This window comes from Roseivirga sp. (genome assembly GCF_034669765.1).
Classification (GTDB): Bacteria; Bacteroidota; Bacteroidia; order Cytophagales; family Cyclobacteriaceae; genus Roseivirga.
Genome location: NZ_JAXMOQ010000002.1, coordinates 636,159 through 655,246, shown reverse-complemented (window position 1 = coordinate 655,246; position 19,088 = coordinate 636,159). Strand labels below are relative to the sequence as shown.

The window sequence follows — 19,088 nt, the reverse complement described above, 5'->3', positions numbered from 1 at the left end:
ACCAACTACGCCCCAGAACAGTTGTAACGGAAGCTTCGGAGACCATTTCAGAACACCACCAAGGGACGGAGTGCTACTCCTCATCATCTTTTATTTTCTCCCGAGCATTTGATTTCATATGCAAGTCCATTTGAGGGAATGGAATCGTGATATTATTGGAGACAAATTTTTGACTGATACTTCTACGGATATCACTTTTCACCTTACTGATTCGGAAAATATTTTGACTGTAAAACAAGACTTGAAAGTCTAATGATGAATTACCAAAGTCTACCAATCGTGCTTCAGTTGCGTCAAGCGCAGAGACGTCTGAATGTTCATGTGCACTTTCTTCCAGTATTTTTATCACCAAGTCTATGTCACTCCCATAAGCAACGCCTACATTAATTCTAAAGCGAGCCTTGGTGGTCTGATGACTCCAGTTGATCACTTTGTTGCTGGTAATCAATGAGTTCGGAATGATAATAGAAACATCATCGGTATTTGAGGCCTTGGAAGTTCGGAGCCCAATGCTCTGAATCTTTACGATATCCCCGTCTATTTCTAAGACTTCTTCAATTTTAATAGACTTTTCTCAAAGCAAGATGATCCCAGATAAGATATCGTTGAATGTCTGTTTAAACCCAAACCTACCCCCACAAGTAGGGCAGCAGAGCCTGCAATTAATACGGTTAATTTGACGCTAAGCGCTTCCAAAATCAAACCAATGGCAATCACCCAGATGACATACTTAATGATTTTGAATAATGCATAGCTGGCACCTATATCAAGTTTACTATTCTCACGACTGAAAATTGTTTTCTTAATTAAGAGCAAGACTAACTTGGTGACTAAAAAAATTATAAAAATGATCACGAGGGAGAGAACTCTCAATTGGAATTCTCCTATGTGAAACAACTCGAATTCTAAAAATTTCTTTAACGCTTCCATATTGATTCTATCAATGCTAAGTAACGATCGAAGGTGTTTGACGCGATCCATAACTTAGGACGTGGAGAAGATAAAAAGACTTTTGGTATTATGCTGTGATTGTGATCATAAATACTGCTCAACCGGCTTTTGCTCAGTAAGCGTTTGATTTGCGATTCAACCTAATCTAGGGTGGAATGTAGCTTAGGAGGCTTGTTGGTGAAGAACACCAACAAGGGCGGAGAATGCTAAAAGTTTCCGTCATTCTGATGAACCTGAAGTGTAACGGAAGGTGAAGAAAGAATCTGTCCGTGAAATTCAGTATTGTCTTGAGCCAACGGATTCTTTCTTCCTCGTTCCTCGTCATCAGAATGACGCTCCGAATTGGCTTATTTTAGACCGTCATCCTGCTCCAAAACTTCGGAGGTCTTTTTCAGAAACAAAGAAGAAGTTAAGCGGTATGCTTCCTTTAATCGAAATAGAGAGCTAAAGAAAGCGGGCAGATTCCTTGAGAAATAGATGGTAGCAGGACTGCTACATCGTATATTTTACAGCGTTATCTATAAGAAAAAATAAAGCAATCATAGAGATTATTGCCAAAATAGAGATTGATATTATCATTTTATTTTTCCGCTTTAATCCAATAATTAAAACTACTAGACTGATTACTGAAATGATTAATAATATGATAGACATGATTTCTGTTTGTTATCATTTATAATTCTGCCTTGGTTGGTGTTCTTCACCAACCAATAGTCCAAGGTATCTTTAAATCATTGTGCACAAAGCTTGAAAACTATGATAACGGATTAGGGCTCTCCGATATCTTCATTCCACAAGCTGGGATTTGTTTCGATAAAGTCTTGCATCATTTTAATGCATTGCGCATTGTTTTCAATGACAACTTCAACTCCGTTTTCCTCTAATAATTTCTCTGACCCCATAAAGGTTTGATTTTCTCCAATGACAACTTTTGGAATTCCATAAAGCAATATGGCTCCTGTGCACATAGGGCAGGGCGACAATGTAGTATATAAAACAGATGCTCGATATACAGATGCAGGTTGTCTCCCTGCATTCTCTAAGGCATCCATTTCTCCATGGAGTACAACACTTTTTTGTTGAACTCTTTTGTTATGTCCTTTTCCAATAATCTGACCATTGTGAACTAAAACTGAGCCTATCGGTATGCCCCCTTCTTCAAGCCCGATTTTAGCTTGATTAATTGCTTCGCTGAGGTATTTGTCCATAGTATTAGTGATTAGAGGTTTACCAAATTATAGCCAAGGTTATCTGTAAGGCATAAAGGAGATATATGTATATCAATATCTATTTAAAAGCAGGAATCCCTGTAATCTCGGCACCGAGGATTAGTAAGTGAATATCATGTGTGCCTTCGTAAGTCAGTACTGATTCCAGGTTGGCCATATGGCGCATCATTGGGTATTCACCTGTAATGCCCATTCCACCATGCATTTGTCTTGCTTCGCGGGCAATGTTCAATGCGGTTTCTACAGCATTACGCTTCGCCATAGAGATTTGAGGCGTAGTCGCTTTTCCTTCGTTAAAAAGTTGGCCTAAACGGAAGTTCAATAATTGCGCTTTGGTAATTTCTGTTAGCATTTCTGCCAATTTCTTTTGCTGCAATTGGAAGGCACCAATGGGCTTATCAAACTGGATGCGCTCAGCACAATATTTTCTAGCAGACTCATAGCAATCCATGGCGGCACCAATAGCGCCCCAAGCAATGCCGTAACGCGCAGAATCCAGGCACATCATTGGCGCACCCAAACCACTTTTGTTCGGCAATAGATTTTCCTTCGGTACTTTCACATTGTCGAATACCAATTCACCAGTAGCACTGGCCCGCAAAGACCATTTGCCATGTGTAGTAGGAGTGGAGAAACCTTCCATGCCACGCTCTACAATTAGGCCGTGAATTCTTCCTTCTTCACTTTTCGCCCAAACGACAGCTACATCGGCATGAGGAGCGTTTGAGATCCACATTTTAGCACCATTCAAAAGGTAATGGTCGCCCATGTCTTTAAAGTTGGTGGTCATGCCTGAAGGGTTAGAACCGTGATCGGGTTCTGTTAAACCGAAGCAACCCAACCATTCGCCAGAGGCTAATTTTGGTAAGTATTTGTGGCGTTGTTCTTCATTGCCAAATTTGTAGATAGGGTACATCACCAAAGAACCTTGTACCGAAGCCGTAGAACGCATGCCCGAGTCACCACGCTCAATTTCTTGCATAATCAACCCGTAAGAAATATAGTCCATACCACCACAACCATATTCAGTAGGCAGCTGAGGGCCAAAGGCTCCGATGTCGCCAAATTTCTTCACCATTTCCAAAGGGAAGTGCGCGTTTTGCGCCCAGCTTTCGATGTAAGGAGAGATTTCTTGTTTTACGAAATCACGTACCGCGCCACGCACCATGATGTGCTCTTCGGTAAGCAGGGAATCCATTCCGTAGAAATCAGGGTGCTCAAAAGTATCTTGCTTAGACGATTTCTGAATATTAGCGTGGTTATCGGTATTCATATGTTCTTTGGTTTCTAAATATTATCTTTCAAAATTGCACGTATTTCAGTACAATACAAACGTATGAACAACAAGGAAATCGACCAAGGGATATTAGATAGAATTAAGAAGCTCGAGGCAAAATATGAAGCAATGGGGCAAGACATGGCTTCTTACCTTGATGGGTTGCTGCACGCTGATTACCTCAAATACTGGGAATACATTAATTTGGAGTCACTTTTGGCACTTCAGCACCCCAAAACGCATTTTCCTGACGAAATGATTTTTATTGTGTATCATCAATCTACAGAACTGTATTTTAAACTGATTCTGTGGGAAATGAAACAAATGCAATCTGCTGAACACCCAAACATTGAATTTTTCACAGCCCGAGTAAAGCGTATTAATAATTACTTCGAACACCTATGTCATTCCTTTTCCATCATGATTCAGGGCATGGAGAAGGAGCAGTTTTTACAATTCAGGATGTCGCTTTTGCCAGCATCGGGCTTTCAGTCGGCCCAGTACCGCATGATTGAAATTGCTTCTACCGACATGGTGAACCTGGTGAACCATGAAAAACGAGATGACTTTGATCCTTATGCTTCGGTGGAAGAACTATACGATTCTATTTATTGGAAGACAGGAGCGACCGAACTGAAAACAGGGAAGAAGACTTTGACCTTAGACCAATTCGAAGCCAAATACTCTAAGGAATTTGTTCAATTGGCCAATGAGGTGAAGTCTACCAATTTAAACCAGCTATATATCCGATCTTATAAAGAATTGGAGGGCACTGAAGAGCTTATTGCTGAACTGAAACGTTATGACTTGTTGGCGAATGTAGATTGGCCTTTAGTGCATTATAAATCAGCTGTACGTTACTTACAGCGCAGCCCAGAGGATATTAAGGCGACTGGTGGCACCAACTGGCAAAAGTATTTACCACCAAGATTTCAGAAAGTGATGTTCTTTCCTGAATTATGGAATGAAGAAGAGCAGAATGAGTGGGGCAAGCATTGGGTAGATCAGAATGTTTTTAACTAATTCGGTTTTTCTATAAAAGACTTTAATGACCTCCATATTCGTCTGGAGGTTTTTTGTTTGTATAAGCTATACATGCTATAACTATATTAAGTGGTTGTGTGCACACCGCTTTTCATCCTGACCGCGATCGCTTCGGGGGAAGGAACTAAAGCCAGTCTTGTATTGATATAGTTTTTCTCTATATCTTCATAAAAACTATAAATAAAAATTATCGAAAGGGTTTTCTTAAATTGTATTCGTTAACAATAAAACCTATCGAAAATGGAAAACAACGAACACGGAAAAGTATACGACATGAACAGTGGTGGTAAATGCCCTTTTCATGGCGGGGCAATGAAACAAACAGCAGGAAGCGGTACCTCTAATCGTGATTGGTGGCCCAACCAATTGAACTTGAACATCCTTCGTCAACATTCTTCGCTCTCAAACCCTATGGGTGAAGATTTCAATTATGCTGAAGAATTTAAAAAACTCGATTTAAAAGCCATCAAAAAAGATCTCTACGATCTAATGACCGATTCTCAAGACTGGTGGCCAGCTGATTATGGTCATTATGGCCCTTTCTTTATTCGTATGGCTTGGCATAGTGCTGGTACTTACAGAATTCAAGACGGTCGTGGGGGAGCAGGGTCAGGTTCTCAGCGTTTTGCCCCATTAAACAGTTGGCCTGACAACGGTAACTTGGACAAAGCCCGTTTGCTACTTTGGCCTATCAAACAAAAATATGGTAATAAAATCTCTTGGGCCGATTTAATGGTGCTCGCGGGTAACTGCTCGCTAGAATCAATGGGCTTAGAAACCTTTGGCTTTGCAGGCGGACGTGAGGACGTTTGGGAACCAGAACAAGATATTTACTGGGGAGCTGAAACAGAATGGCTAGGCGACAAAAGATACGAGGGCGACCGTGTATTGGAAAATCCACTAGGTGCGGTGCAAATGGGACTTATTTACGTAAACCCAGAAGGCCCTAATGGGAATCCTGATCCATTAAAATCTGCCATTGATATTCGTGAGACTTTTGGCCGTATGGCAATGAACGATGAAGAAACAGTAGCATTAGTCGCTGGTGGACACACTTTCGGTAAGGCGCATGGTGCAGCCGATCCGAATAAATATGTAGGCAGAGAGCCAGCCGGTGCGGGTATTGAAGAACAAAGTAAGGGCTGGAAGAATACATTTGGTAGTGGGCATGGCGATGATACCATCACGAGTGGTATAGAAGGTGCATGGACACCAAACCCAACCCGTTGGGATAATGAGTATTTTGATGTGTTGCTTAATTACGATTGGGAATTAACCAAAAGTCCGGCTGGAGCACACCAGTGGACGCCAACAGCAGCATCTCAGGCGCGTAAAGCACCTGCCGCTGGAAATGCTTCCAACACGCAAGCCTTAATGATGACGACAGCGGATATGGCATTGAAGATGGATCCTATCTATGCACCAATTTCTAAACGTTATCATGAGAATCATGAAGTGTTTGCAGAGGCTTTTTCTCGCGCTTGGTACAAACTGACACACCGCGACATGGGGCCAATATCTCGCTATTTGGGTGCTGAAGTACCTAAAGAAGAACTGATTTGGCAAGATCCAATTCCTGCTGTTACGCATGAATTGATTAACGATAAAGACATAGCCGACTTAAAGAATGAAATTCTAAATGCTGGACTTTCTGTTTCAGAATTGGTATCAACTGCATGGGCATCAGCTTCCACTTTCCGTGGTTCGGATATGCGTGGAGGTGCCAATGGCGGACGAATTCGTCTTGCTCCACAAAAGGATTGGGAAGTGAATAACCCAAGTCAATTGGCCAAAGTGTTGAAAACGTTTGAAGGAATTCAAAAGGCTTTTGCCAAACCTGTTTGTATGGCCGATTTAATCGTTCTTGGTGGATGCGCAGGTATTGAAAAGGCAGCGAAGGCAGCGGGCCATAATATTACAGTGCCATTTACTCCAGGTAGGGCAGATGCTTCACTCGAACAAACCGATGTAGAATCATTCGGTGCGCTTGAACCAGCGGCAGATGGTTTCCGCAATTACTTCAAACCAAGACATAAAGTGACGGCTGAAGAAATGTTGGTGGATAAAGCGCAATTGTTAACGCTCTCAGGTCCTGAAATGACGGCTTTGGTAGGCGGTATGCGTGTATTGAATACGAATTACGACCAGTCAAATCATGGTGTATTCACTGATCGTCCAGGAACATTGACAAACGATTTCTTTGTGAACTTGCTAGATTTGAGTACCACTTGGAGCGCTACTTCTGATGAACAAAATGTATTTGAAGGGCGAAATCGTAAGACAGGTAAAGTAAAATGGACAGGTACTCGTGCCGACCTTATTTTTGGTTCTAATTCAGAACTAAGGGCTTTGGCCGAAGTGTATGGTTCTTCAGATTCAGAAGCAAAATTTGTGAAGGACTTTGTCGCTGCTTGGAACAAAGTAATGAACCTAGATCGTTTCGATTTGGCTTGATTTAAGGGAAAATTCCCTGTGTAAATATTGGAAGGTGGTTCTGCAAAGGATCACCTTTTTTTGGTTTTAAGGATTGTTTGCAGGGTATACTGATTTTGAATTTTCAGGATTCTTCCGCTCTATTTCTATTAAGCTCTAGAGATCAAAATTTGCAAGAATGTCCGCCCTCTTTGCCTTCGCGAAGCTTCAGCAAAGCAAGGATGGTAGGTGGGGATTTAACTATTCTTTCTTGAAGCTTTTTAAAAACTCGTCAGGAGTCATGATTGGAAGTAATGATTTTTTAAAGTCCTTCCCATTTCTGGTTAAAATCATTTGACACTCAGATTCTGTAGCACAAAAATATTGTAGCGCATCTTCAAAATCCTTGAATGATGAATTTAGTGCTTTCTCAACGGTCTGTCCGTCAATTGAGGAAACCTCACAGATTACCTTAAATTTCCTTAATTTTTCTCTTGCTACTTTGTAATCCTCAAATTTTGAAATAAAGTAATTAACCGTGGCGAAAGAAATAGGAGAAACCACGAGCGTTAACTTTTCTTTTTCAGCCAATGTTGCAACTTTAGCGATAGGCTCATAGAATGGATTACGCTCTCCTAGAAAGTCCAACATTACGTTAGTGTCGATAAAAACTCGTTGTGTCATTTGTATTTCTCCATTAAATGGTCTGAGTACTCACCTTTATGGTCTAATTCAGTGGGAAGAGAAGTTCCAGTAGCTATGCTTTTTATAAAGGGTGAGATCTCAAAACCATTTGTATCGTTTTCTGAAGTCAACGATTGCAGATAAGACTCAACGATACGTGATAAACTCATTTTTTTATTCGAAGCATATTCTTTCGCTTTCTCGATAACGTCTTGGTTAAGCTTTAGGGTTAATTTCGTATCCATGATTAATATGTTGTACGTACGAATATAAATAATTAATCCGTATAATTAGTTCCGTTTTGTTATTTTCAATAATGAAGTAAGTTCTAAAATTAACCATGAAAATGAAGGTGAAAAACATTTAAGCCACCCTCAATATTTTTTCCATCTTACGGCCTTTCGCCAATTCATCTACCAGCTTATCTAAATACCTTACTTGTTGTGTCAATCGGTTTTCAATGTCTTCGATTCGGTAGCCACAGATTACACCAGTAATAAGAGGCGCATTAGGGTTTAATGAAGCATTTTGAAAGAACTCTTCGAAAGTTGCTTTTTCCTCAATGAGTGCTTGTAATTGTTTTTCGTCATAACCAGACAGCCACTCGATTACTTGATGTAATTCAGCTTTGGTTCTGCCTTTCTTCTCGACTTTTGTAACATAATGTGGGTACACCGAAGCGAATGTCATTTTCGCAATACGCTCATCGTGGTGGCTTGTGTCGGTCATGTTTTGCGCTTTAGGGTTTGTATCTCAAGTTAATAAACCTTTCTGGTTGGCTTTTGATTATTTTTCAGTCCGTCAGATATTGTATGTAGTTATTTATTCCACTCTCCCTTCTAATCCACTCCAAGTCAGGGTTTCTTTTTCGAATTTTGAAAATTCACGAAATAACTGTCCCAAGAGATTCAATTCTGCAGGATAACACTGAATTGAAAATTCTGAAATTGATTTTTCAATTTCGTCACGATTGTTGTTTAACCTAATTCTGATAACACATATGCTAGAATGCTTAATCAAAGAAAACTCGCATTTGAAATTGAAAGCAAAATTGTCTTCAGTTTTTTCAGAGCCTAATTCCCAAAGAAATGTCTTTGTCGATTTGAAAGGAAAATCCTCTAAAATATCAGCCAACTCTTTAAATCGGTCTGCATTGTCATATATCTCAAGTTGCCCTGAACTTGCTCCATTAGATGCTCTAAATATCAGGTTGATATGATTTGGCTCTTCGTAAGGGTTTCGTGTAATTTCAATTGATTTCTCCACTGATAGTAAGCTAGGTTTGACTAAAGACAACTCATTTGTAGAATGAAGTTGCTCAAAACTTCAATAATAACCTAAGAGGGGGGGAGCGGTTACATCTATCCGTCATTCTGATGAACCTGAAGTGAAACGAAAGGTGAAGAAAGAATCCGTCTGTTCTTGACTCCAGATAACTTTCTCAGACGGATTCTTTCTTCCTTGTTCTCCATCTCCGAAGCCTTGGAGAGCATTCACACGAATGCTGACTTTGGGACAGAACGGACAGAGTCCCTTGATTAAATAGGAGGTCACAGGTTCGGTGAACCTGCGACAGTGGAGAACCTGCCATAAAGATCAGTATTTATGCTTTATCCCTGTTTCTTCACTTATCTTTCTCCATTTCTCATCATCAAATTTTTCAGAATTTTTAAAGTGCTCAATGGTTTCTTCATCGGTCATACTACCGAAGTCAACAGGTAGTGTTTTTAGATAAAAATGAGCTGTTTGAATATTCTCGAACTCCCTAAGCTCATCTAACAGTTCATTAACATGGGTGCTTTGAAATGACAGGTGTTTTAAAGATTTCATTTTCTTTAAGCAATCAGGAATAGAGGTGATTTCTCCACCTATACGGAGTTCAACTAATTGAGAGCAGTCACATATTTTTGGGTTAATTGCTTGAAGATTATTATCTAATAAATTTAAGGTTTCAAGTTTAGTCAGGTCTGAAATATTATCAGGGATAGATTCAATCCGGTGTCCTTTTAGATTCAAATGTTTGAGCTCATTTAATTCAAATACTTCTTGGGGAAACTCGGAAAGAGACTGATTGTAAGGGTCTATTGACAATGTTTCAACTTGTGTGGGACTTTTTAGGGCTCTTTTTAAAGACTCAAATTCACCTGTTTCTTCTAGGGATTTAGTCTCTTCGTACTCAATAGCACGATAACTAGCTATTGAAAAAGCATTCGGTAAAATGAAGGCAAGCAATAAAGATGAGCATAGTAGTATCGGGTTACTTCCCTTTATTCGATTCTTTCTGACAGTTCGAATCATAATGAAAGACTGAATCATATAAAGTACAAGAGCAATTCCAACGATACTGTATCCTTGACGTTCGAGAAAATTACTTTCAAACCCGAACATGTTCCCTAGAGTAGAGTAACTTCTTGAATCGTCAAAATCCATTTGAAATAGTAGGATCGAGGCAAATAGAAGGTGAGAAATTATGATTCTGAGAACATTCCTAGAGTTACTCGCAGCTAGGTTGTTCATGCAGTAGAAATGGATAAGGAAATGAATAAGACCAAAGAGTATTACAGAACCAAAAGCAAACATCATTAACCATCCAAGTATCGCTAACCTAGCTGAAGCAGCAATTGAGAAAATTAAAACCAAAAGTAGTGCTTGAATTCGTTTGTCCATAATTAAGCCTGACACGTTCTTGTCAGAAATTTGCCCAAAACTTCAATAATAACCTACTGAATTGAAGGTATATAGAGATTCACTTGAATAAATCCTTGAGTGCTAACCCTTCTTCCCATTCACCAAACCCTTAGTAAACTTGGCGAAGTCTTTAAAGCCCTCTTTGGTGAAAACGGATTTCACTACTTCCCAGCGGTTAGTGGGTTTTGTGGATGTAAACTTTGGCGCTTTGTTTTCTGTTTTAGGCAGCGGATTGGTCTTTGTTGGGTCGTAGCCCACAAGGTTATTTGAGCGATCAAAACTTTGTTTTGCTTTGTCTTTATAGCCTAGTTTTTCTTCTACCAAACCTTTGTTATTTAGGGCAATGGCATCTTCTGGGTCCATTTCAACGGCCTTTTCATAATCGGCAATGGCGCCTTCTAAGTCACCCGTTCTGTCTTTGAAAAAGGCACGACTTGAATAACGGTAGGGGTTGGTAGGCTCAAGTTGGAGTGCTTTCTCAAAATGGACTAAAGCCAAATCGTTTTTATCGTTGAGGTGGAGGGCAACGGCATAATCGCCAATAAATGAAGCGTGGCAAGGAAAGAGCTGGGTCAGTTTTTCAAAGTCAGCTAAAGCAGCTTCCAGTTGGCCAATTCTAGAAAGTGCCCTGGCTCGGTTGTGTAAACCTGTGGTATGATTAGGTTCTTTTTCCAGCGCTTTATTAAAGCATTTTACACCTTCTTCAAACTTTGCATTCTCGCAGTGCTTAACCCCTTCTTTGATCCACTTCTCAATCATCTCACTCATTTGTTGCAAATATAATCAGTCAACCCAAGCATTCCCCAAATTGATTCCATTGTTATCTGTTTTTTCCTTTTTAGGCTTACTTTTCATACTCTTTCTTAGAGATCATTGGAATATTTAGTTCTGTGGCCAATAGTTCTGATTTTTTCTAAAACCAGCCAACAGATACTTGCTTTTGTATATGCTAAAACGGAATGCGAATTGTATATTCGTGACAAATTGATTCCATGAGTTTGCATCCTGATCAGGTCTTACAATCATTAAAATCCGGTGACTTCAAACCAGTCTATTTTTTGCAGGGTGAAGAGCCTTTTTACATCGATCAAATCGTAGATTTTATCGAGGACAATTGTCTTCAGGAAGCGGATAAAGGCTTTAACCAAACCATTTTATATGGTAAGGATGTGAGTATGGCCGAAGTGTTGACCCACGCCCGTAGGTTTCCAATGATGGCCGAAAGGCAAGTGGTCATTGTAAAAGAGGCCAAGGATATTCAAGATTTGAATAAAGAAGATGGCCAGAAATTGCTGATGCAATATTTGGAGCAACCTGTGCCCAGTACGGTATTGGTTTTTGGGCATAAGCATAAGAAAGTGGATGGCAGACGGCCTTTGGCCAAAGCCTTGAAAGATAAGTCAGTATTGGTGACCACTACACCATTAAGAGATTATGAGTTGCCTGCCTGGATTGATAAGTATGTGAAGTCTCAGGGCTACAGTATCAATCAAAACTCGGTGCAAATGCTGGCCGAATACATTGGAACGAACCTAGAAAGGCTTTCCAATGAAATCAGCAAAGTGATTGTGAACCTCGGTGAGGGAAAAGCGATCAACGAAGACCTGATTCAGAAATACGTTGGTATCAGTAAAGAATACAATGTTTTTGAATTGCAGAAGGCCATTTCGCAGCGCGATATATTAAAGGCCAATAAGATGGTGAATTACTTTGCGGCCAATTCAAAAGCCAATCCTATCATTCCGATGGTGGCAGCTTTGTATTCTTATTACTCCAAACTGCTGATCCTTCATGGAAGTAAAGATCAGTCGGATAAAGGACTAGCAGCTGCCATGGGCACAAACCCCTATTTTATAAAGGAATATAAGCTTGCTGCGCGAAATTACCCGGTGGGTAAAGTAATGCAGAATGTGAGTGTTCTTCGCGAAGCAGATTTAAGGAGTAAAGGCGTTGGGGCAGGCAGCATGACAGATGGAGACATTTTTAAGGAATTGGTGTATCGGTTGATGCACTAATAAATAGGTTGAAGAAATTATTTTTAGCGGTAATTGTTCGACAGCAATATTCATAAGAGATTAGAGTTTAGATAAAGAGTGAACAAACAGAGATAAATGAAGCACAAAATTCTTTTGATCGCCACACTGTTCTGTCTTCACGGGTCATTAAACGCACAAAACACACTACATCCGTCCAACCCGAATATCTATTTTTCTTCGGGACTGGAGCTTTTGGAGATGGAGAAGTACAGCGCAGCCCGTGATCAGTTTGAGCGGTACTTGGCCCAAGGCGATGACGAAATTAAAAAGGCAGATGCCGAATACTATATGGCATTTTGCGCCCTCAACCTCGACAATGGCGATGGGGCACAATTGATATCACAATTTGTACGGAACAGACCCAACCACCCAAAGGCTGCAAAAGCCTATTACAATTTGGGTGTGGTGAGTTTTAAAAATGGTGATTTTACCACTGCCGAAAGGTATTTTAAACTTGTAAATGCTTCGGCCCTTAATGGGGAAGAAAGGGTAGAAACCAATTTTAAAATTGCCTACTCACTTTATGCATTAAGACGATATGAGGAGTCTGTTCCTTACTTCGATAAAGCCAAAGGGAGCAAAGGACCTTATTATGCCGATGCCAATTACTATGCTGGCTACTTGGCTTATGCGTATCAAGATTACGATAAAGCCTTGGTAGACCTGAAAAATGCTGGAACTACTGAGAAATATAAGGACAGAGTGCCTATTATGGTGGCCAGTGCTTTTTATCAGCAGAAGCGTTATGGCGAATTGGTACAATATGCCTCGCAGTTTAAAACCGCGATAGCCCAAAACCGCAAGCTTGATTATCTGTATCAGATTTATCAGATGACCGCTGAGTCTTATTATAATCAAGGGCAGTATAAAGAGAGCTTGGAGTATTATGATTTGTACAGCCAGTTGGCGCAGCAGAATGTTACGCAAGAGACTTTGTACAGAATGGGCTATGCCTATTATAGTACAGGGCAGGCAGAAGAGTCGATTGAACAGTTCAAAAAAGTAGCGCTCAATAGCGATACACTTGCTCAAAACGCTTCTTATTACTTAGGGAAACTATACGTTGAGCAAGAGAACTTCCTTTTTTCCATAGCCGCATTTGATAAGGCTGCCAGTTTAGGTTTCAATAAAGAAATTCAGGAAGAAGCCGCTTTCAACTCTGCCAAAGTTAATTTCCAGGCCAGTAAATACTCTCAGTCCATTATTGCTTTGGATAAGTTTATGAGAGATTACCCGACCAGTGATTACATTCCTGAAGCAAACAATTTATTGAGTGAAGCCTTTTTAAATACGAACGATTATTCAAGGGCAATTACTTTCATTGAAAGAATTGAAAACAAATCTGACCGATTGAAAGAAGCTTATCAAAAGGTGACTTTCTTTAAAGGAACAGAGTTCTATAATGCACGAAAGTACGATAACGCGGTGCAGTTGTTCGATAAGTCGTTGCAATATCCGATAGATAAGGACTTGGCCACTGCTACTTACTTCTGGAAAGGAGAAGCTTTTGCCACTGCTCGTAATTATCCTCAAGCGATTGCCTCTTATAAGAAGGTAATCACGTCAGGAAGTAGAAACTCAGAATATTTGGTAAAAGCCAATTATGGCTTGGGTTATGCTTATTACAATGGTAAATCATATACGGACGCCAGAACCTATTTTAAGCGTTATGTAGATGCGCTTGAAAATGCTCGCGACAAACAAAATTACAATGATGCGCTTATTAGGCTTGCCGATTGCTACTATGTGGATAAGGAGTATGCTAGTGCGATTACTTATTACGATCGCGCCATTGGGACGAGTAATCCGAATATCGATTATGCCTATTTTCAAAAAGGAGTGGTATATGACTTTGAAGGCAAGCCATCAGAAGCAATTACCAGTTTAGATGTAGTGATCAATCGTTTTGCCGATTCTCGTTATTATGATGATGCCATTTATAAGAAGGCACAAATCCAATTGGAAGACCGTCAGTTCCGAAATTCGATCCAAGGCTTTAATAGAATTATAGATCGACTGAACCAAAGTCCATTTATTCCTTATGCTTATGAAAGTCGTGCTTTGGCCTACTTCAATTTAGAGGACTACGACCAAGCAGAGCGTGATTACAAAACCATTTTGGACAATTATATCACCAGTTCAGTTTCTAATTCAGCATTGCTTGGTTTACAAAACACTTTGAAGCTTCAGAATAAAACCATTCAGTTCGATCAATACTTGGCACGTTATAAGAGTGCTCACCCTGAGAATCAGGCCTTGGAGAATATTGAATTTGAATCCGCTAAAAACTTATTCTTTGGACAAGAATACAGCGCTGCTATTGGTGCGTTCGAAGATTACAGAAAGAATTATTCAAACAGCGGGTTGGTGTATGAGGCTAAGTATTACCAAGCTGAAAGCTATTACCGTTTGAGCGATACGGAAAAAGCACTCGAGATGTTCTATGAGATCAACCGTGATAGCAAAATCACTGGAATGGATCGTGTGTATGAACGCATTGGTGAATTGCAGTTGAAAGCGGGTGATTTCAAGGAAGCCACCAATTTTTACGGCCAATTGGAGAAGGTAGCCAAAAGTAAAAGGCAAGAAAACGATGCTTGGCTAGGTTTACTGGAAGCCCATTACCGATTGAGTGAGTATGCTCAAATGCGGGTCTATGCTAAGAATATCATTACCAAAGGATCGGTTACACAAGAAGCTACTGATAAAGCACAATTGTATTTAGGTAAGGCAGCCTATGCTGAAGGTAATTTTAACGAAGCCATTGATCAGTTCTTGACCACATTGAATACGGCTAAGAACCAGTATGGAGCGGAGTCACAGTTCATGGTAGGTAAGATTTTCTATCAACAAAAACAGTATCAACAGTCGTTGAATACGCTTTTTGAAATGAATGAGAATTTTTCAGCTTATGATGAATGGCTCGGAAAAGCATTCTTATTGATTGCCGATAACTACATTGCTTTGAATGAGATTTTCCAAGCCAAGGCTACGGTAAACTCAATCATACAGTATTCTCAGTTGGATGACATTAAGGAAGAGGCAAAAACTAAGTTGAAGCAGATAGAGAAATTAGAAGCTGAGGCACCATCTCAAGAAGAAGTAAATGCAGACACCACAAGAAAAGGAGGGAATTAAGATGAGAGACTTCAGATATATCATTACTCTTGTTTTTGGAATTTTGACCTTTACTGCTTTTGGACAGCAAGGTGAATTGGAAGAATCCGAAATTGTAATTCGGAAGGATAGGAAGATTACACTTCCACCAGCCACTAGAAATTTTGAGAAAATCCCGCAGTTGCCAGTACAAAAGGCACAGTCGCAACAAACTTATACTTTTCATGAATATGTGTTAAGCTTAACACCCATTCAGCCTAATTTTAGGGCCGTTAATTTAACAATCAACCAAAAGGAAAAGGACATTACTGGTAATTACTTTAAGCTAGGTTATGGCAATTATGGAACATTGTTGGGGGAGGCTTACTTGGGTTCAATCCGAAACCCGAACTACCTCTATAATTTGTACATCAGGCATCGCTCTTCAGCCAAAGGCCCAGTATTTGATAAAAATTCTGGTGATTCCAAAACCGATGTCGTGTTGGGAGGAAAGTTCTTCAATGGTAAGAATACCATTTCTGGAGACATTCAATATGGTGAAAGAAAAGTACATTTCTATGGTTATAACCCCGCTTTGGATCTTACGCCTGATTTAGTCGAACGAAAATTCAACAGCTTTACGGCAAGGGCAGGAGTAGAAAAAACCGCCTTGGATGAGGTGACCACTTATCATTTCAAAACAGATTGGGATTTCTTCAGAGATAACTTCGAGGCAAAAGAAAGTCGATTCAATTTCGATTTAGGTTTAGGCTATAAGTTTTCAGAAGAGCTTAGGTTTAAAGTGGGTGGTCAAGTGACCTTCTCAAGTCGCGAAGACACTGAGAAAATCGGCAGGAACTTTTATAATGCGAAGCCGCGCTTAGAATATGCTACCAATAGCTTTAAAGTGAGCGTGGGAGCTAACTTGGCAGGAGATAATGATGATTTAACACAAATTACCACGGCTGCAAAAGATGGCTTTAAGGTATATCCTTATGCTAGGCTGGATGTAAACCCTACCAACAACATTAATATTTACGGAGGTTATCAAGGAGATTTGGAATACAATTCTTTCCAGGGCTTTGCAAGTGAGAACGCATTTCTACAGAGGGATTTTGTTTTACTCAATACTGACAAGGAGAGCGATATTTTTGCAGGAATTAACCTTGACTTGACCAATGGACTTAGGTTGAACGCTGGGCTTTCAATGGCTTCTATTCAACGTTTGCCATTTTTTACAAATAGTATTACTGATTCCACGAAATTTGAGGTATTGTATGACAATGATGCCGTTGATCGCACTAATGTTTATGGCGAAGTGGTTTTTGAAAAGGTGGAAAATGTTAGAAGTGGTTTAAGGTTCGATTACTTCGATTACAGCTTGAGTTCTTTGGCCGATCCATATCATAAACCACAATATCAAGCGGTCTTTAATAATATCTTTTACCCTGTAAAGAATTTAAAAGTAACCGCAGACCTCTATTACATGGGAGGACTTATTGGTTTGAACCAAGAGAGCAGTACCAGAGTAGAAATGGATGATATTGTAGATATGAATTTGGGTGGCGATTATGACTTGAATGAAAAGGTTTCTGTGTTTTTGCAATTCAAAAATGTTTTTGGGAAAGAGTATGAAAGATACCTGAATTACCCAAGTCGAGGCATTCAAGTGCTAGGAGGGGTTACAGTATCCTTCTAATTTTGTAGATTCGCATTGGCCACACCTTTAATATGGTCGCTATATTTTGTTAATTTGAAAAAATATCAACCAATAACTATTTCTTATGGCTGCTAAAAAGAAGAACAGTTCTTCAGACAACAATAAAAAAGGAGGTAGAACACCTGCTAGTGCTGGTAAAAAAAGCACCCCTAAAAAAGAAGCGCCTAAGGTGTCGGATGATGACTTCGGCTTAGATGATATTGATGAATTAAATGTCCTTGACGATAGTGCGGAAGAGTTAGAGCTCACTGATGTTGAAAATTCTAAAAGTGAAACTTCAGATAAGTCGTCCGTTCAAGAAGAAGCAACCAAGGAGGAAGAAAAAGAAAAACCAAGCCCAGTAGCCTCGGCTCCTGTAGTAGATAAAGAGAAAACTCAGTCACCAGTGCCCGAAAAGAAGGTTGTTATGGTAGAAAAGAAAAACGAAGCAGAACAGAAAGGCGTTAATAAATGGTTTGTAATTATAGTATTGTTGTTTGTGTTTGCGGCTATCTACTATTTATTCTTTTATAAGAAAGAAGAGCCTCAGCCTGAACCAGTAGCAAAACCTAAAGTAGAGCAACCTAAGGTTGAACCTCAGCCAGAACCAGAGCCAGTAAAAGTAGAAGTGCCAAAAGCAGAACTGATTACAATTTCTGAACGTCAAGGGCGTTATTTTGCCGTAGTAGGTAGTTTCTTTGATGGTGACTTAGCCGAAGATAAAGGAAACGAATTGGTTGCTTCTGGAATTACAGCACATGTTCTAAAGCCTATAGGAAACTCAGCTTTCCATAGAGTTGGGATTATGATTCCGAATGTAGGCTCAATAAAAGAAGCAGAAGCCGCTTTGGCATCCTACAGAGAGAAATACGGAAAAGAAGTCTGGGCACTTAAATATTAAAATGACATTTATTCAAGAACTCGCAGCATCTGATACTTTGAATGTTTCAGGTGGCGATGGAGGCGCTTTATTTTGGTTTGATTTACTATTAAAAGGTGGAATCTGGTTGGTTCCCTTGATAGCACTTTGGATTACAGCGATTTATATATTTTTTGAGCGATACAGGCACATTAACAGAGCCTCCAAAACTCCATTTGAGTTTATGGATAAAATCAAAAATCTGGTTTTAGCTGGTGATATCAATGGAGCAAAGCTCCTTTGTTCTCAAACGGAGTCGCCTATTGCCAAAATGATTGAGAAAGGAATCCATAGAATTGGTAGTCCATTAAAGACTATTGAAGCCTCTATTGAAAACGTTGGTAAAATCGAAGTATATAAACTTGAGAAGAACTTATCGATGTTGGCGACTATATCAGGAGCAGCACCGATGGTGGGTTTCCTTGGTACGGTAACGGGAATGATCCAAGCATTTATTGCCATTGCGCAAGAGGAAGGCTCGGTAAGTCCTAAGCTTTTATCGACAGGTATTTACGAAGCTATGATCACTACAGCCCTTGGTTTGGTGGTGGGGATTATTGCTTATTTAGGTTATAACTATCTGGTTTCTAGGGTTCAAAAGGCTATCCATTATATGGAATATACCTCAGTTGACTTTATTGATTTACTTCAAGAGCCTCAATAATGGATATTAAATCGAAACTTAAGGTGGATGCCAACTTCAGCATGTCTTCAATGACAGACATTGTGTTCTTGTTGTTGATCTTCTTTATGCTGACGGCTTCCTTTATTACTCCTTCTGGTTTACCGGTAAACTTACCTTCTTCAGCAGCTTCTAATATTGTAATGCAGAAAAACAGCGTTACAATCACCGAAGACTTGCACTACTATGTGAATGATAAAGAGGTAACACTTACAAACTTGGAACAAGAATTGCGTAAAGTAATAAGCGGACCAGATGGTTCGGTTACTTTACATGTAGATAAAACTGTGGATGCTGAATACTTTATGAAAGTAGCAGGCATTGCAGCCCTATTGAAGCAAAAAGTGACTATTGTTACTAAACCTGAGTAAA

At 39.8% G+C, this 19,088-nt stretch carries 19 protein-coding genes and 1 pseudogene; 9 read left to right on the top strand and 11 right to left on the bottom strand.

Annotated features, from left to right (window positions below):
* Nucleotides 1-73: 73 nt before the first annotated feature.
* From VOI17_RS05850 to VOI17_RS05845, 3 genes and pseudogenes are all read right to left on the bottom strand, one after another.
* On the bottom strand, nucleotides 74-448 hold the full coding sequence (locus VOI17_RS05850; RefSeq protein WP_323756308.1) for a hypothetical protein: 375 nt from the start codon (nucleotides 446-448) through the stop codon (nucleotides 74-76).
* A 24-nt stretch (nucleotides 449-472) separates the two neighbouring features.
* Nucleotides 473-520 (bottom strand): annotated as a pseudogene (locus tag VOI17_RS17995) (hypothetical protein); the annotation flags it as partial.
* Nucleotides 521-543: 23 nt separating this feature from the next.
* The gene (locus VOI17_RS05845) at nucleotides 544-930 is read right to left on the bottom strand and encodes a hypothetical protein (RefSeq protein WP_323756307.1); all 387 of its coding nucleotides are present in this window, start codon (nucleotides 928-930) and stop codon (nucleotides 544-546) included.
* A 271-nt stretch (nucleotides 931-1,201) separates the two neighbouring features.
* On the opposite strand from VOI17_RS05845, the gene VOI17_RS05840 reads away from it, so the two are divergent.
* Nucleotides 1,202-1,399 (top strand): hypothetical protein, encoded by a 198-nt coding sequence (locus VOI17_RS05840; RefSeq protein WP_323756306.1) that lies wholly within the window; start codon nucleotides 1,202-1,204, stop codon nucleotides 1,397-1,399.
* Between the two features lie 319 nt (nucleotides 1,400-1,718).
* Here VOI17_RS05840 and VOI17_RS05835 read toward each other — a convergent pair whose 3' ends face one another.
* On the bottom strand, nucleotides 1,719-2,159 hold the full coding sequence (locus tag VOI17_RS05835; RefSeq protein ID WP_323756305.1) for a nucleoside deaminase: 441 nt from the start codon (nucleotides 2,157-2,159) through the stop codon (nucleotides 1,719-1,721).
* A 79-nt stretch (nucleotides 2,160-2,238) separates the two neighbouring features.
* On the bottom strand, nucleotides 2,239-3,453 hold the full coding sequence (locus VOI17_RS05830; RefSeq protein ID WP_323756304.1) for an acyl-CoA dehydrogenase family protein: 1,215 nt from the start codon (nucleotides 3,451-3,453) through the stop codon (nucleotides 2,239-2,241).
* 63 nt (nucleotides 3,454-3,516) lie between these two features.
* Here VOI17_RS05830 and VOI17_RS05825 point away from each other — a divergent pair, with 63 nt between their 5' ends.
* Both VOI17_RS05825 and katG read left to right on the top strand, forming a co-directional pair.
* On the top strand, nucleotides 3,517-4,479 hold the full coding sequence (locus VOI17_RS05825) for a tryptophan 2,3-dioxygenase family protein (protein ID WP_323756303.1): 963 nt from the start codon (nucleotides 3,517-3,519) through the stop codon (nucleotides 4,477-4,479).
* A 261-nt stretch (nucleotides 4,480-4,740) separates the two neighbouring features.
* Nucleotides 4,741-6,954: a catalase/peroxidase HPI gene (gene katG, locus VOI17_RS05820; RefSeq protein WP_323756302.1), complete on the top strand. Its 2,214-nt coding sequence runs from the start codon at nucleotides 4,741-4,743 to the stop codon at nucleotides 6,952-6,954.
* Nucleotides 6,955-7,173: 219 nt separating this feature from the next.
* Here the strand turns inward: katG and VOI17_RS05815 are convergent, their stop codons facing one another.
* The 6 genes from VOI17_RS05815 to VOI17_RS05790 all read right to left on the bottom strand — a co-directional run bounded on the left by VOI17_RS05815 (nucleotide 7,174) and on the right by VOI17_RS05790 (nucleotide 11,052).
* The gene (locus VOI17_RS05815) at nucleotides 7,174-7,596 is read right to left on the bottom strand and encodes a PIN domain-containing protein (protein ID WP_323756301.1); all 423 of its coding nucleotides are present in this window, start codon (nucleotides 7,594-7,596) and stop codon (nucleotides 7,174-7,176) included.
* A complete protein-coding gene (locus VOI17_RS05810; protein WP_323756300.1) occupies nucleotides 7,593-7,841 on the bottom strand; it encodes a DUF6364 family protein in 249 nt (82 codons plus the stop codon). Before VOI17_RS05810 ends, VOI17_RS05815 begins: the two co-directional genes overlap by 4 nt.
* 118 nt (nucleotides 7,842-7,959) lie before the next feature.
* The gene (locus tag VOI17_RS05805) at nucleotides 7,960-8,325 is read right to left on the bottom strand and encodes a DUF2200 domain-containing protein (protein ID WP_323756299.1); all 366 of its coding nucleotides are present in this window, start codon (nucleotides 8,323-8,325) and stop codon (nucleotides 7,960-7,962) included.
* A 93-nt stretch (nucleotides 8,326-8,418) separates the two neighbouring features.
* Nucleotides 8,419-8,862 carry a hypothetical protein gene (locus VOI17_RS05800; RefSeq protein WP_323756298.1) on the bottom strand — a complete coding sequence of 148 codons (444 nt, stop codon included), beginning with the start codon at nucleotides 8,860-8,862 and terminating at the stop codon, nucleotides 8,419-8,421.
* A 330-nt stretch (nucleotides 8,863-9,192) separates the two neighbouring features.
* On the bottom strand, nucleotides 9,193-10,263 hold the full coding sequence (locus VOI17_RS05795; RefSeq protein ID WP_323756297.1) for a hypothetical protein: 1,071 nt from the start codon (nucleotides 10,261-10,263) through the stop codon (nucleotides 9,193-9,195).
* A gap of 102 nt (nucleotides 10,264-10,365) precedes the next feature.
* On the bottom strand, nucleotides 10,366-11,052 hold the full coding sequence (locus VOI17_RS05790; RefSeq protein WP_323756296.1) for a tetratricopeptide repeat protein: 687 nt from the start codon (nucleotides 11,050-11,052) through the stop codon (nucleotides 10,366-10,368).
* A gap of 224 nt (nucleotides 11,053-11,276) precedes the next feature.
* Here VOI17_RS05790 and holA point away from each other — a divergent pair, with 224 nt between their 5' ends.
* The 6 genes from holA (at nucleotide 11,277) to VOI17_RS05760 (ending at nucleotide 19,087) form a co-directional block, all read left to right on the top strand.
* A complete protein-coding gene (gene holA / locus VOI17_RS05785; RefSeq protein WP_323756295.1) occupies nucleotides 11,277-12,299 on the top strand; it encodes a DNA polymerase III subunit delta in 1,023 nt (340 codons plus the stop codon).
* A 96-nt stretch (nucleotides 12,300-12,395) separates the two neighbouring features.
* Complete coding sequence (locus VOI17_RS05780; RefSeq protein WP_323756294.1) at nucleotides 12,396-15,458, top strand: tetratricopeptide repeat protein; 3,063 nt, start codon at nucleotides 12,396-12,398, stop codon at nucleotides 15,456-15,458.
* On the top strand, nucleotides 15,427-17,115 hold the full coding sequence (locus VOI17_RS05775; RefSeq protein ID WP_323756293.1) for a hypothetical protein: 1,689 nt from the start codon (nucleotides 15,427-15,429) through the stop codon (nucleotides 17,113-17,115). The genes VOI17_RS05780 and VOI17_RS05775 overlap by 32 nt, the downstream gene beginning before the upstream one ends.
* An 85-nt stretch (nucleotides 17,116-17,200) precedes the next feature.
* Nucleotides 17,201-18,016, top strand: a complete 816-nt coding sequence (locus VOI17_RS05770) for a hypothetical protein (protein ID WP_323756292.1) — start codon at nucleotides 17,201-17,203, stop codon at nucleotides 18,014-18,016.
* Nucleotide 18,017: 1 nt separating this feature from the next.
* Nucleotides 18,018-18,698, top strand: coding sequence for a MotA/TolQ/ExbB proton channel family protein (locus VOI17_RS05765; protein WP_323756291.1), 681 nt, complete (start codon nucleotides 18,018-18,020; stop codon nucleotides 18,696-18,698).
* Entirely contained in the window at nucleotides 18,698-19,087 is a 390-nt protein-coding gene (locus tag VOI17_RS05760) for a biopolymer transporter ExbD (RefSeq protein WP_323756290.1), read from the top strand. The genes VOI17_RS05765 and VOI17_RS05760 overlap by 1 nt, the downstream gene beginning before the upstream one ends.
* Nucleotide 19,088 lies beyond the last annotated feature (1 nt).